Raw genomic sequence first — 14,446 nt, forward strand, 5'->3', positions numbered from 1 at the left:
CAAGGTTATGCAACCGCGTTTGGTAGCAGCGTTTAGCAGAAGCGATTAACAGCAGCTTTTATCGCCTACAAGATCAAAAAAGAGAGATCAGCTGCTTCGAATACTCATGCCGCTCATCGGCATAAATCTGATCGCTTGGGAAGCGGTCAACCAGCTTTCCTTCACGCATGACGATTATGTTGTCGCTCATTTGTTTGACGGCTGCAAGATCATGGGAAATAAAGAGATAGGCCATCCCCAGGCGTGACTGCAGCTGCTTCAATAGGGACAACACAGCGCCTTGCGACAATACATCCAGACTTGCCGTTGGTTCGTCCAGCACGATGAAGGCGGGCTCCAGGCTGATCGTGCGGGCAATCGTGGCGCGCTGCTTCTGTCCGCCGCTCAGCTCATGGGGATAACTCTCCGCCAGCCGCTGAGGCAGCTCAACCGCGTCGAGCAGCTCGCGGACAAAGTTTTCTTTGGACCGGCAGCGAAAATGGACATGCTCCGCCATCCTGTGGTATTGCTCGTAGGGGTCCAGCAAGGAATCCCTGATTTTTAATTTTGGATTCAGGGCGGCCGAAGGATGTTGAAACACGATTTGCATATTCTTTCGGAAGGGAAACAATTGCCGCTCCTTCATCCCTTGAATCTCCTCGCCCCTAAAGCAAATACGGCCACTGCTTACGGACTCAAGCCGAAGCACGCTTCGCGCAAGCGTGCTTTTTCCGCAGCCGCTTTCGCCAACCAGCCCCAGGCATTCTCCTGCCGCCAGCTCGAAGCTTACGCCGTCGAGCGCTTTTTTCCCTTCCTTGTATTGCTTGTGAAAAGCATCCACTGCCAACAGTGGATGAGCAATGCTCATACTCTTACTCTTACTCAAATTCATATCCAACATTCATTAGCGTTCGCAACGCGTCTCAACGCCCCTTCACAACGGCAAGCGGCAAACATTTGGCTACAACATCCGCCAGCTCCGCGCCAACCACGCTATCGATAATCGAGTCCACATCCTTGTACGCCTGCGGGCACTCGTCGAGAATACTTTCCAGAGAGTCATGGTTGACCAAAATTTCATCCGCCAGCCCAACCTTCATGGAACGCTGAAACTCCTCGACGTTGACAAGCGCTTTGGTCGCTTTGCGGGAACGAAGACGCCCCGCTCCGTGACAGATGGAATGGAAGTTTTTTGCCCCTTCCCCTCTTCCGACCATAATGTAGGAGGCCGTTCCCATAGAACCCGGAATCAAAGCGGGATGTCCCGTCTCCTTGTAAGCTGGAACGTTAAGGAAATGCCCCGGCGGCAACGCGCGGGTTGTTCCTTTGCGGTGCACCAGCATGGGCTGGCCGCGATGGAATTCTTTTAACGCATAGTTGTGCATCAGATCGTACAAAACCAGAAGCCGAATCTCTTCGCCCAACACTTCGCGAAATGCCTCCTGCACGCCAAACGCAATCATATGCCGATTAGCAACCGCAAAATTAAGTGCGGAATACATCAGGTTCAGGTACGCCTTCCCTTCCTCGCTGGCAATCGGCGCGTAGATCAAATTGGGATCCGGGTTGACGATTCCCCATGAATCCATGGCGGCTTTGATGACTTTGTTATGCTCTCTGCCTACCATCGCTCCCCACGCTCTGGAGCCGGAATGGATCATCACGATCACTTGACCGTGGAACATCCCCCATGACTCCGCCAGCTCCCTTTTGTCCAGCGGGATTTCCAGACTTTGCAGCTCGATAAAATGATTCCCGCCGCCAAGAGAGCCTAATTGTCCATGGGCATGCTTGCGGATTTTTGGAGGCAGCTTCTCCAGATAGGATTGATCGTATGGGAAGTTTGCCGTCTCGACATGGCTTAACCATTGTTCATCCGGCATATATTTTTCCGGCAATCCCTTCAGCCCGTGGCGGACAACCTCCATAATATCGATATCGCTATAGTTTGTATTGGTTCTCTCATTTGTTGGAACATATCTCTCGATAGCATCAACAAGTTTTCTCAGCGTATCTTTGTTAGACAGGTCGCTGCTATGAAGCGGCGTCAGATGGACGCGCATTCCGCAGCCGATATCGGACCCTACAATGGAGGGCGACACGAAGCCGTCGCTCATCCGCCATACCGCCGTTGTGCCGATGCAAGTCCCGACCCCGATATGAGCGTCCGGCGTATAGCTGAAATATTGATTGCGCGGGATTGTCAAGTTATTGTCCGCCATTGCATACACGCCGGCTTCCAATGAGGCAAATACCTTATCATTGGCAAACACATGCACCTTTCCATGCTCCAGCCCGGCTTCATGATGGTTCTTCCCGTGATTCACATAGTTCCCTCTAAACGGCAGGTTTTCTGTTACCATTCCGCGGTCATTCACGTTGCTGCTCTTGTTCATTTGCTATTCCTCCGTTTGTGCGTGCGCCTGATCCGGCCGCTCTGTTGCGGTTGGGTTCGTCTCAGCCTCGGCGTCAATGCCGACAGCTTCCCGGCCGCCTATTGAACCGGCGCACTTCTTGCTTCATATGGTAACTCTCCCAAATGCTCGTGAACATGGCAAAAGTATTACTACTCTGCAAATCCTGCTACAATGAAAGCAATGTAAAGAATCTATTCAACATGTTTGTTTAATTAGGAGTTTAGAAGAACCTCTAAAAGGAGGGCGGACAACGATGGCTCAAGAGAGCTTTGATAAGGAAATTCAGTTTCTGCGCATGCTGGCTTTGACGGGATCCGCTTATAACCGGCAGCAATACGCGCAGCGTCTCGGCATTTCAGTGCACACTTTCGATAAAATGATGAAAAGACTCAAAGATATTGCCGGTACGGCTGGCCCTCGCAGCTCGCGAACCTCCGAAACCGGACGCGAAATGGCGGAGATGGTCCGCTACAGCTATCTGGACTCCTCCGATCCTCTGCTGCTGTTTCTGTTTCGGGCCAAATCGTTGAAGGAGACCGAAAGCGAGAGGCTTTCCGTTCTGATTGCGGCCATGGGCGACAAACCGCTGACAGCGATGGAGCTGCTGGATGCCGTCAGTGCCGGCATGCCGCCGGAGCTTGCCCTGCCCGATGAAAAAACAATTCGCGGCGATCTGAAATATTTGGAGAACGTTGGCGCCATCGTCAAGGAGCCGGGGCCGCGTCCCTACCGTTACAAGCTCTGGAGAGGCTTTTCGGAGACGCTGGATCATGATGAATTGCTGGATTTATACGATTTTACCGATATGATGGCCAATACGCAGCTTCCCTCCGTTCAAGGTTATCTGCTCAGAGACAATCTCGGCAGGCTTCTTCAAGGGGCCACGGGCATTGACGCCTCAATCAATGGTACGAGCGATGACGACAATACCACTGATTATTACGCAAGCAGTGACGGTGATACCTCAAACGATGACAAGAATGCAACTGGCAATCTTGCTGGCGGAATCGGTGCGGACGGTGCGCTGCTCTACAAATATCACTATTATTCTCGCATTTTGGACGAAGCCCATCTCTTTAATCTTTTTCGGGCGATCGAGGAACGCAAGAGAGTATCTTTTCTCTATTTCTCCCCTAAGAGGGATACCAGCTATGCCTCTCAAAATACGAATCCGCTCTATGAAAAAGAAGCCGCGGTCAAGCGCCAGACCATGCTTCCTCTTAAAGTGGTGTACGATCATCAATATGGAAGATGGTACTTGCTGTGCTGGTGCAGCAGGCAGGGCATCAAAAAATTTCGCCTGGAAGGCGTGACGGGACTTCAGGACGAGGAAGCCGTAAGCCCTGCTTTTATGGAGGAGAAGCTGCAATTGCTGGAGCTTCGCATTCGGGACAGCTGGCTGCTGGATACAGGCAGAAAGATGCTTGTGCGCGCAAGATTTTATAAGCCCGGCCCGGGTATTCCCGATTTTGTGAAGGAGCGTGTTCAGCATCAGGGCGGGTGGGGCGTCATTACCGAGGAAAGCAGCGAGGACTTTATTTACGAGATAGAAGTAAACGGCATACTGGAAATCAAGCCATGGCTGCGCAGCTTTGGTTCCAGCTGCGAGGTGCTTCAGCCCAAACAGCTGCGTGATGAGCTGATTCAGGAGTGGAAGGAGCTGGCTGGTTACTATGAATCCTTTTGAAAAAATATTCAACTATCAGCTGCTTTCGCGTCTTGAGAATCGCGGCACCTATCTGATTTCCGCCCATGAGCGCGCCTGGCTAAAGAGCATGTTGAATCATCCCTCCGCCAGCGAAGCTTTTCTGCCGGGAACGCTTGCCAAGCTGCAAGCCATTCTGCAAAACGAAGCCGAGGTACACTTCGAGCCTCATCTCATTCATAAAGCCGCAAGCCGCGAGGTCATGGTTTACCATCCGCTGATCCGCCAGTTGAGACGCGCGATTGGAGGCGGGTACGCGCTCACGATTAGCTTCGCGCTCAAAAATGGCGAAACCCGGGTAGAGCATCATGCGTTTCCCTACAAGCTGGAGTATTCCATGGTCAAGCGGGAATGGTATCTCCTCTGGCTAAGCCGGAACAAACGCAAAGTAATGAGCACCCGTTTGAATAAAATAAGTGAGGTCAAGCTGCATGCGCAGCCGCTGAGTCCCGATACGGTCGCCGCTCGCGCCTCCGAAGCGGAAGCCGGATTGGCGGCGGCTTTAACCAGCGCCGAAGTTGCGGTCATGCCCGCCTATAACGGCGAGCTGTCGCGCATCCTTTATGCTTTTTCCTGTTTTGAGCGCGATGTGCGTTATGATGCCGAAAAGGACGAATACGTCATCAAGCTGCATTTTTCGCTAAACGAAAGTGAATACGTGCTCTCCAAGCTGCGATTTCTGGGCAAGCGCGTAAGGGTCATATCAGGGGATCGTCTAATCGAACGCATGCGCCAAACAGCCGCCTGGGCATTGGCCCGTTACGAGGGGACCTCTACCGCAGCTTCCAGAGATTAACCCTGATGCAAAATAACAAGGCCGTACATCAGCAACCAAGTTGCTTGTGTACGGCCTTGTTTACTGCTATTTGGAATTTCTTACATCAATCAATTCGGATTGCATCAGCAGCCGCTGAGCAATAACTGCAGCTTCTGCTCTTGTAATGTTGCTTAATGGCTTCAATCCGTTATCTCTGCCTTGAATAACTCCATTTTTGATCGCCGCAGCGACGGCCTGCTTTGCCCAACCGTCCACTTCCAATCCGTCCGCAAACTCAGCCAGCACAGATGCGATTTCCTCATCGCTCACATCAGTACCCAGACTCGTCAGCTTCATTGCTCTCGCAACAATGACCAGAGCTTCTTCGCGGGTAATCGTCTTCTCCGGACGGAACAGGCCATCCTCGTAACCTTCTACCAGTCCGTATTCCGCAGCCTTTGCAACAGCGCCCATGTACCAGTCGCCGGGCTTCACATCCTGGAAGGAAGCTGTTTTTCCATTCTCGGCCAAGCCCAGTGCGCGCACAATAATGGCTGCGAACTCGGCGCGAGAGATATCGTCATCCGGGTTATATCTCGTCTCGTCGACACCCTTCACGATCAGGCGCGATCCCATATCATTTACAGCGTTCCTGGACCAGTGCTTGTCTACATCCGAGAATGTGATTGGATGCCAAATCAACGTATATGTGCTATTTGTCAGACTGCTGACAACCGCATAATATTTTCCGTCGCGGACAGTCACATAGGTCGGCACATGATATACTGTTCCATCCTCCATCAGCACAGTTGCCGTTGTAATCCTGTTAGGGTCCACATCGTCCGGCAGAGGAATATCACGTTGTACATAAGCGCTGAATTTATCCACTTCAACTGTTTTGCCATTGTATTCAGCGGTCACAGTGAAATCCACCGGCGGTACAACAACGCTGAACATTCCTTTCTCTGCCGTGCTTGCAGCAAGCTGCGCCTTGGCATCATTGCTTTTGGCAATGTCTATGCGTACAACTATATCGCTTAGCTTGACCTGTACGCCAAGCTGTGCGGATAAGCTGTCAATGGCAATTTCTCCGGCAGGCAGCCTGTAGTTGCCATTAGACGTCAGTACTTCCAATGTAGCTTGGTTGCCCTCCATCGCTTTCACTGCCTCGCCGGTCAGCACAGTTGATACTTTGTCTACATTAACTGTCGAAACCGGGATAACAATGGTGGACTTGTCTCCTTCCTTGCCAAGCTGTGCCAACAATTTTGCCGTATCCACTGCCGCGGTCAGCACAGATTTGCCTTCTTCCTTCGTGGTATTGCCTGTCGCAATCTGATCATACTGCTTGCCATTTACGATGATTCGGAAGTCTAGCTGCCCTGCTCCCTGCCCATCAGTTCCAGCGCCTGTTCCAGAGTTTGGTCCGGACGGATTGCCAGTGGAGGGATTGCCGCCGGAGTTCTGAGAACCGGAAATCGGCGTTGCCTTGGCTTCATTGGAATAATTGCCTGCTCCTTCAGCACCATTTGCTTTGATGATAAAATAATATTCGGTTCCGTTCACAAGTCCGGTTGCCGTGTAGCTGGAGCCACTTACCGTTGCGACCGGTTCTGTTCCATAACCGCCGGAAGCGGTCCGCTGATAGACACTGTAAGACACCGTTCCATCCACTACTGTCCAGGTCAGATTGACAGAGCCGTTTCCGGCTGCCGCTGCCAGATTAGTCGGCGTCGGGCCTTCAGATCCATCTACCGTCACAACGATAACGACTGTCTTATTCCCATCCTCCGTTGTTGCTGTAATGGTAGCAGTCCCGGCTTTCAATGGCGTGACCGTTCCTTCTTCATCCACGCTTGCCACTGCCGGATCGCTGCTCGTAAATGTTACTTTCTTGTTCGTTGCGTTGCTTGGCGCTACGGTTGCCGTCAGTTTTTCCTTGCTGCCGCCGGCTGTCAGCTTCAGTGCAGCCGGGCTAACCGTCACTCCCGTCACAGGCACAGATTCCTTTACCGTGACCGAGACGGTTGCCGTCTTGCCGCCATCCTCCGTTGTCGCCGTGATGATGGCCTCGCCCGCTTTCAACGGCGTGACTGTTCCTTCTTCATCCACCGTTGCAACGCTTGGATCGCTGCTTGTGAACGTCACCTTTTTGTTCGTCGCATTGCCCGGCGCTATCTCCGAAGTTACGGTACTATTATCTCCGCCTGCGACCAGCGTCAGCGAAGCTGGGCTTATCGTTACTCCCGTCACAGCTACAGCCGCTTCCTTCACCGTGATCGTGCTTGTCGCCGTCTTGCCGCCATCCTCCGTTGTCGCCGTAATGATGGCCTCGCCCGCTTTCAGCGGCGTGACTGTTCCTTCTTCATCCACCGTCGCCACGTCCGGATCACTGCTTGTGAACGTCACCTTTTTGTTCGTCGCATTGCCCGGCGCTATCTCCGAAGTTACGGTACCCTTATCTCCGCCTGCGACCAGCGTCAGCGAAGCTGGGCTTATCGTTACTCCCGTCACAGCTACAGCCGCTTCCTTCACCGTGATCGTGCTTGTCGCCGTCTTGCCGCCATCCTCCGTTGTCGCCGTAATGATGGCCTCGCCCGCTTTCAGCGGCGTGACTGTTCCTTCTTCATCCACCGTCGCCACGTCCGGATCGCTGCTTGTGAACGTCACCTTTTTATTTGTCGCATTGCTCGGCGCTACATCTGCCGTTACAGCGCCTGTCTCCCCGCCTGCGATCAACGCCAGGGTTGCAGGGCTTAGCGTTACGCTGCTTACGTCCACTTTTGTACCGCCAATTTTGACGACCTCATTGGCCCCCGCAGGCGCCAGCCAGAGACTCTCTCCGTCAAAAACGCCGCCGGCAAATGGAAATGACCCCATTGTTGTGCTGACAGGCCAATTACTGTACCCCGTCATCGTCCCGGTAGCGATATCCACTTTGACAAGCTCGCTCACGGCGTCATTGGGATCCAATGTAGTTGCAGGGTAAAGCCAGATGCTCTGGCCGTCAAACGCAACACCGGAAAAATTGCTCTTTGCCTCTCCGCCCGGCCAATTGCGATAATCCGTCATCACTCCGGTAGCCGTATTGACCTTGACGACCGGAGCCCCCAAATTAAAGCTGAATTGAATAGGATCAACAGTATTGTCCATCACCGTATTAATACCGCTCGGTGCCATCCAAATGCTCTCTCCGTCAAAAACACCGCCGGAAAATCCTGTAGTCGAGAAGTAGTCCTTCTCAAACCCGCTCGGCCAGTCATTGTAGCTTTCCATCTCGCCCGTATCTTTGTCCACTTTAACCAAACGGTCGACCCCCACAGGAATAAGCCAAATGCTCTGCCCGTCAAAAACGCCGCCGGAAAAATTGCTGTTAATAAGAAATCCGCCATTCTCGATCTGAACGCCGCTGCCCGGCAATTTCACATCCCCCGGCCACTGATTATAATGGGTCATCGTCCCGGTATCCTTGTCTACCGCGATGAGCGCATTGGCATAACTCGGGATCAGCCAAATACGTTGACCGTCAAAAACGCCGCCAGCAAAATTGCTCGACTTTCTTGAAAATATAGGATTAGGGTTGGGAGGAGCCGCGCTTGGCAATAAAAAGCTGCTTGGCCAATTGCTGTACGCTGTCATCTCGCCGCTATCCTTATTTACCTTGATCACCTTTTCGGCATATAGCGGGATAAGCCAGATATTTTCTCCATCAAAGACAGCGCCTGCAAAATCAGGATACGTCGCGCTTCTCGTAAAGCCTTGCGGCCACTGGCTGTATTCTTCCATCGTACCTGTCGTCTTATTGACTTTGACCAACTGAGACGCCATCGAAGGAATCAGCCAGATATTCTCACCGTCAAACACACTGCCGTTAAATCGGGGATTTCCTCCATTGCCAGGAGTTCCTGTCGAAAATCCGTCAGGCCAGTCTCCGTAGCCCGTCATTTCCACTTCGCCAACAATCGGCGATGCTCCCATTACTCCACTGTAGCCGCTCGCGCTCTGGTTGTTGATTGTGACCGGCGCGGCATGGGCTACTGTAGCGAACAGATTGGACAAAATGAGCAGCCCTGCTGTCCATAGCGACAGCGATTTTTTCATCTCCCTTACATTCACTCGCATCGTCTTCCTTTCTTTCGTCTGTATGAATGTATTGCCGAATCTTTCCAAAATACGGCTTAATTCGACATTATAAAGGATAGAATCTGAACAGGATTTGAACAGGTCACGCATAAAACGCCCCCGTTAATGATGCTCTGCTGGACGCAAACGCAAATAAGCCCCACCGTTCTACGGGGGGCCGTTTTGTTAATTTTTTGTATTCAGAACACTGACATCGGACTCAAAGCAAGGACTTCAGTGTCCAGATTAACCGGCATGCCCAGTTCTCTCATGAACAGCTCTCTCACCACTCGCTCGTGCATGACTGCCGCTTCCTTGTTGCCCATCAGCAGATGCAGCGCGATAATTTTGGCGTGCAGCCGCTCAGCGAACGGTTGATGCGCTTCCCATTGATGCAAATAGGACAAAGCAAACTCAAAGCGCTGTATCCGGACTTCCGCCGCAATGACATAATCCAGCAGCTCGATATACTTTAATTCCAATTCAGCCCTTCTGGACTCCGCCCAATCATAGCCGTTCTCCGTCAGGTAACCATCCCTGTACAGTTTCACCGCGCTTCTGGCTTCATCCAGAGGAACAGAGGCGCTCAGCCGGGCATGCACCCGCTCAAACTCGTCGCAATCCCATTGATACGGCGTCCATGACAGACGGTAGCGTCCGCCACCGGATCGGAAATGCTCGATGACATCGAACAAACCGATGCTCTCCAGTCCCTTGCGAAGCTGGTATATGGTCGTATAGAGAATCGATTGGGCCCTTTCGGCGTCCCGATCTCCCCACAGCGCATCCATAATATGCTCCGCTGAGACCGGCTTGCCCTGCTGATGAATCAGATACGCAAATAGTTCCTCCGTCTTGACTCTACGCAGCTTCAGCGCATCTCCTTCCGATGTCTCCACATAGAAATGCCCAAAGCTGCGTACGGCGATGCGCTCTGCCAGCGCAACTGCCGCGGCATTGCCGACAGTCCCGGCGGCCAAGGCCGCTCCCTGCTTCTTGACGAAACGGTCCAGCGTTTTGCGGATGCGCCCCGCATTCATCGGCTTCATCACATAATCAAACGCTTCAGACTCGAATGCATCGACCGCATAATAGTCATAAGCCGTAACGAAGGCAATTCCGATATTCGGTCTGAGTTGATGGATTCGTTCGGCCAGCTCCAGACCATTCATGGCCGGCATTTTCATATCCACAAATATCAGATCCGCTTCCACCGTATGCAGAATATTCAGCAATTCTTCGGGGTTATTGAAAAGCCCGCAGAGTTCGACATCATGAAATGTTCGAAGCACACTTTCGGCCATCCTTAGCGCCGGAAGCTCGTCATCAACCGCCATCACTTTAATCATTAATCATCTCTGCCTTCTCCCTTTGGAATGCTCACCACAGCTATCGTACCCCCGCCGGCTCTGTTTGCCAGCTCCAGATCGCGGCCATACATCCTCATTAGCCGCATTCTGATATTTTGGAGAGCTACGCCATTATGCGCCTCATGGCCCTCTGCAACCCGCTCCTCATGCAAATATAGCTGCAGGCCTATTCCGTCATCCTCCACCGTAATGACAACCTCGCTTGCCTGTTCGCGCACAGACAGAAATACTGTTCCGCCCTCTACGCGTTCGGCCAGACCATGCTGCACCGCATTTTCCACCAGCGGCTGAATAACAAGCGGCGGCAGCATACAATCAGCTTCGCTGTCTATATCATACACAACCCGCAGCCGGTTGCCGAAACGTGCCTTCTCAATATATAAATAAGCCTCTACCAGCTCCAGTTCCTTGTGAAGAGGCACCAGCCGCTCCAAATTTCGAAAGTCGAAGCTCCCTCGCAGATACTGACTCAAATGAAACAGCAGCTCTCTTGCGGCCTGCGAATCATCCAGCGAATAGGCAGAGATCGTATTCAACGCATTGTATAAAAAATGAGGCTTGATCTGCGCTTGCAAAAAGGCTGTTTTGGCATCTATCGCTTCGCTTGCGGATCTCTTCATATCCAGCAAGGTGCGAATGCGAACCTTTAACTCGCCAGCTTCCACCGGCTTGCCGAGAAAATCATTAACGCCTGCGCCAAAAGCCGCAAACATCTCCTCAGGCCTGTTTCTGGCGGTCAGCAGCAGCACCGGCAGCTCGGATAGCGAATATCGATCGCGAATGCTGCGGCATAGCTCAATGCCAGACATGCCCGGCATCATCAGATCAACGATCATCAGATCGATGCGGCGCGACTGCTCCAGTTGATGGATCGCTTCCTTTCCGTTGGATACAGCGATGACCGTATACCGCTCAACAGACAACAGATTAAGCAGCACCTGGCGATTAGCGGCATCATCATCAACGACAAGCACTGTCACCGGCCTGCTTCCCTCCAGCCTGATTACGTTTGCCGCCTTCTGCTGCAGCGCCGCCGTCTCCAGCAAAGGGGCGAATCTTGCCGAAGTCGCGCTGGCGTCCTCGCTCCGTTTTCCGGCTGCGAGCGGCAGCGTAAACGTAAATACTGAACCCTTTCCTGACGTCGACTCCGCCCGGATCGTTCCGCCATGCAATTCCACCAGCCGCTTGGCAATGCTAAGTCCAAGTCCAGTCCCTCCGTATTCCCGGGCTATCGCGGCGCCGCCCTGCTCGAAGGTTTCGAATATGAGTTTAAGCTTATCAGGCGGGATGCCTATTCCCGTATCCGATACGGAAATCGCCAGCCAGCCGCCTTCCTCGCGCGCTGCAACCGCAATTTCGCCGGACGCGGTAAATTTGAGCGCATTGCCAATCAGATTATTCAGGATTTGCATGAGCCGGTCTTCATCGGCGTCGACATAGTGCCTGCCATCCAGACGGTCAATGAAACGAACCGGTTTGGCTCCAGCCACATAGCGGAACATCTCGAATATGACGCGTACTAGCGGCCGCAATGCGACAGGTTGACGCTGGAGCGACAGGTGACCATTTTTTAATTTGGAAAAATCGAGCAGATCGCCAACAAGGGTGCTCATTCGTCTCCCTGTCCCGACGATTAGCGCCACATTTTCTTCCTGTTGCGGCGTCATTCGCCCCGCTGCGCCTTCGAGCAAGGATTGGCCGATATTAATGATGCCGTGAAGCGGCGTCTTCATCTCATGAGACGTATTGGCCAAAAATTCATCCTTCAGCCGATCCATGGAACCAAGCCGCTGCGACAGTTTCTGTACAGCTTCGAACGCGCTGACAAAGCGCTGGGACAGCAACAGTCCCTGGGCCATAATAAACAGCAGCCAGGCAGTCATTTGCATCGAGACAAATCCATGCACACCTATAAAATCCAGCATGGACACCACAACCATTACAAGCTGCGACAGTACGCTGACCAGCATATACAACGTGCCTTCCATCCTGCGCAGCGCCCCTTGGAGCATAACGTAGACGATGTAGAGAACGGCTGCAAGAGACAGGCTGAAATTGATAATGCTGAAGCTGGTGAAGATGGCTGCCGGTGTAACCGCAATGAACAATATCATCGATGCAAACAGCACACCGAATGCTTTCATCACCCTTGGGCTGAACAGGCCCGGCAGCGTATGCCGTGTATACAGCAGAATGCAGAAAACGGCCGCAGAGCCCGAAATATCCTGAAGTTTGGTAAATAGCTCATATGGAATATTCGGCAGCGGCATCGTGATAATTTTTTCCCCGTGCGTCACGAAATAGAGGGTGATCAGAAGGCAGCCCATACCAAAATACAGCCATGAACGCTCATTTCCTCTCATACGAAACAGCACACTGAAATAGACGCCCATCAGCACAAAGGAAGCGGCGCCGAACCAATCCCTGCCGACAGCGGATTCCCGAACCTGCAAGATATCCCCTTGTTCGCCAAGCAAGATGGAATGCGTAATTCCACCTTGAAAATACCGGTAGTTGGCAACCTGTATAATAATGTCCGCCTTACCGTCCTCTGTTGAAAAAAAACGCACATAGGGCGAGTTGGCTGACAAGGTGTCCTGCTTGCTTTCTCCCGGATGGCCCCGGCCTCCGAGATGCTGGCCGTTTACGTACAACGTATGGGATGTTTTAATATTCATCTGCCTGATGCCAAAAACTCGCTGCCCATCATCCGGAAGCTTGACGCTGAGGCGGAAGGTTCCGAAGCCAAACGGCGACAAATTGTGCCCATCGATCTGATACTGCTCCCATCTGTCGGGCACTTGAACGAAACTCGGCTGACGCAGCGCCCCGTCCGTCTGTCGACCCGCTTGAAAATCAGCCGGCTCAAGGTGCTGATTCCGGTAAAATTCCCACTCCCCGTCCAACCGCACATTGCCGTCTGCCGAGAAGCTCCAGCGGCTCAAGTCCAGCTTTCCGTCCTTGGCCCTGGGCATCGGTTCGTCAGCGGGGCGGTTAGACGCAAGCGTGGACAATCCTATCCCCAGCACCAACACAATACCGCAAAACATAATGAGCGCCGCTCTCGATATGGAGCGCATCTGTATTCCCCTTTATGGTCAATTGTCCGCCGGGAACGAAAGGCCGATTTGCCGCCTGACTTCATCCATAATTTCCATGCAGATGACGGAATTTTCCCAGGAGTTGATTGCCGACTCCTGCCGCCCTTCGGCAATCATTGCAATAAACTCCTTCACCTCGTAATACATGCTGTGCTCCACCGCTGTCCGGCTCAAGTCCCGGACGTTTCCGTCGCGCCGATGAAGCTCAACCGTATAAGGCTCGCTGATCTTGTTAATGATGAGGCTTCCGTCCTCGCCCAAAATTTCGTTAGGCATCGCGGAATGAGTAATTTTGGAGTAATGCATAACAGCATCCATTCCTTCGTACTCCAGAAGCACCGAACCTTCCCCGTCGACGCCGGATTCCAGCATAAAGCCGGTCGCCTTGACGGATCGCGGCCGGCCAAACAGAACGACCGCAGGATAGATGCAATAGATGCCGATATCCATCAAAGCGCCATTGGATAATTCGGGACGGAACGCATTCAATACCTCTCCCGCCTTATAGGCATCGTAGCGCGATGAGTATTGGCAGAAGCTTGCAGCATATCGGCGAACAGGCCCAATCTCGTTCAAATGCTCTCTTACGGCATCAAATCCGGGCATCAGAGTTGACTTAACGGCCTCCATCAAAGCAACGCCGTTTTTCCTTGCGGACGCCAGCATGTCCGCCAGCTCCCCGCTATTGGATGCAATGGGTTTTTCGCACAGGACATGGACGCCGCGCTCCATTGCCGCTATTGCTGTGCCGGCATGAAGGCTGTTAGGCGTGGCGACGTAGACGGCATCCACCTCTCCGCTTTCGGCCATCTCCTCTATGCTGCGAAATACAGTGCTGACGCCATATTTGCTACCGAATGCCAATCCGCGTTCCTCTGAACGGGAACACACCGCAGCAAGCGTAAAGTCCTCATGCAGCAGCGCCGCAGCCAGGAATCTGTCCGTAATCCAATTAGTGCCTACCACTCCAAAACGTATCATGGCTATTAACCTCT

8 protein-coding genes are annotated in these 14,446 nt (G+C 52.7%); 2 read left to right on the forward strand and 6 right to left on the reverse strand.

What is annotated here, in order from left to right; genetic code table 11:
- Positions 1 to 73: 73 nt before the first annotated feature.
- Both ACX93W_RS19900 and ACX93W_RS19905 read right to left on the reverse strand, forming a co-directional pair.
- A complete protein-coding gene (locus ACX93W_RS19900; RefSeq protein ID WP_459394127.1) occupies positions 74 to 847 on the reverse strand; it encodes an ABC transporter ATP-binding protein in 774 nt (257 codons plus the stop codon).
- A 55-nt stretch (positions 848 to 902) separates the two neighbouring features.
- Entirely contained in the window at positions 903 to 2,342 is a 1,440-nt protein-coding gene (locus ACX93W_RS19905) for an RtcB family protein (RefSeq protein ID WP_459394201.1), read from the reverse strand.
- 307 nt (positions 2,343 to 2,649) lie between these two features.
- Here ACX93W_RS19905 and ACX93W_RS19910 point away from each other — a divergent pair, with 307 nt between their 5' ends.
- Together ACX93W_RS19910 and ACX93W_RS19915 are read left to right on the forward strand one after the other, a co-directional pair.
- On the forward strand, positions 2,650 to 4,083 hold the full coding sequence (locus tag ACX93W_RS19910; RefSeq protein ID WP_459394128.1) for a WYL domain-containing protein: 1,434 nt from the start codon (positions 2,650 to 2,652) through the stop codon (positions 4,081 to 4,083).
- Positions 4,070 to 4,897, forward strand: a complete 828-nt coding sequence (locus ACX93W_RS19915; RefSeq protein ID WP_459394129.1) for a WYL domain-containing protein — start codon at positions 4,070 to 4,072, stop codon at positions 4,895 to 4,897. The genes ACX93W_RS19910 and ACX93W_RS19915 overlap by 14 nt, the downstream gene beginning before the upstream one ends.
- Positions 4,898 to 4,963: 66 nt before the next feature.
- Here the strand turns inward: ACX93W_RS19915 and ACX93W_RS19920 are convergent, their stop codons facing one another.
- The 4 genes from ACX93W_RS19920 to ACX93W_RS19935 all read right to left on the reverse strand — a co-directional run bounded on the left by ACX93W_RS19920 (position 4,964) and on the right by ACX93W_RS19935 (position 14,432).
- Entirely contained in the window at positions 4,964 to 8,974 is a 4,011-nt protein-coding gene (locus ACX93W_RS19920) for an Ig-like domain-containing protein (protein ID WP_459394130.1), read from the reverse strand.
- A 206-nt stretch (positions 8,975 to 9,180) separates the two neighbouring features.
- Positions 9,181 to 10,329, reverse strand: a complete 1,149-nt coding sequence (locus ACX93W_RS19925; protein ID WP_459394131.1) for a response regulator — start codon at positions 10,327 to 10,329, stop codon at positions 9,181 to 9,183.
- Positions 10,329 to 13,430, reverse strand: coding sequence for an ATP-binding protein (locus ACX93W_RS19930; RefSeq protein ID WP_459394132.1), 3,102 nt, complete (start codon positions 13,428 to 13,430; stop codon positions 10,329 to 10,331). Before ACX93W_RS19930 ends, ACX93W_RS19925 begins: the two co-directional genes overlap by 1 nt.
- Positions 13,431 to 13,448: 18 nt before the next feature.
- Positions 13,449 to 14,432: a Gfo/Idh/MocA family protein gene (locus ACX93W_RS19935; RefSeq protein ID WP_459394133.1), complete on the reverse strand. Its 984-nt coding sequence runs from the start codon at positions 14,430 to 14,432 to the stop codon at positions 13,449 to 13,451.
- Between the last annotated feature and the right edge of the window lie 14 nt (positions 14,433 to 14,446).

The sequence above is a fragment of the Paenibacillus sp. CAU 1782 genome, from assembly GCF_054551715.1.

What these genes read in the sequence shown, in the direction of transcription:
- ACX93W_RS19900 (WP_459394127.1), bottom strand. Translation starts at nt 847, where the DNA reads ATGAGCATTGCTCATCCACTGTTGGCAGTGGATGCTTTTCACAAGCAA.
- ACX93W_RS19905 (WP_459394201.1), bottom strand. Translation starts at nt 2,342, where the DNA reads ATGGTAACAGAAAACCTGCCGTTTAGAGGGAACTATGTGAATCACGGG.
- ACX93W_RS19910 (WP_459394128.1), top strand. Translation starts at nt 2,650, where the DNA reads ATGGCTCAAGAGAGCTTTGATAAGGAAATTCAGTTTCTGCGCATGCTG.
- ACX93W_RS19915 (WP_459394129.1), top strand. Translation starts at nt 4,070, where the DNA reads ATGAATCCTTTTGAAAAAATATTCAACTATCAGCTGCTTTCGCGTCTT.
- ACX93W_RS19925 (WP_459394131.1), bottom strand. Translation starts at nt 10,329, where the DNA reads ATGATTAAAGTGATGGCGGTTGATGACGAGCTTCCGGCGCTAAGGATG.
- ACX93W_RS19930 (WP_459394132.1), bottom strand. Translation starts at nt 13,430, where the DNA reads ATGCGCTCCATATCGAGAGCGGCGCTCATTATGTTTTGCGGTATTGTG.
- ACX93W_RS19935 (WP_459394133.1), bottom strand. Translation starts at nt 14,432, where the DNA reads ATGATACGTTTTGGAGTGGTAGGCACTAATTGGATTACGGACAGATTC.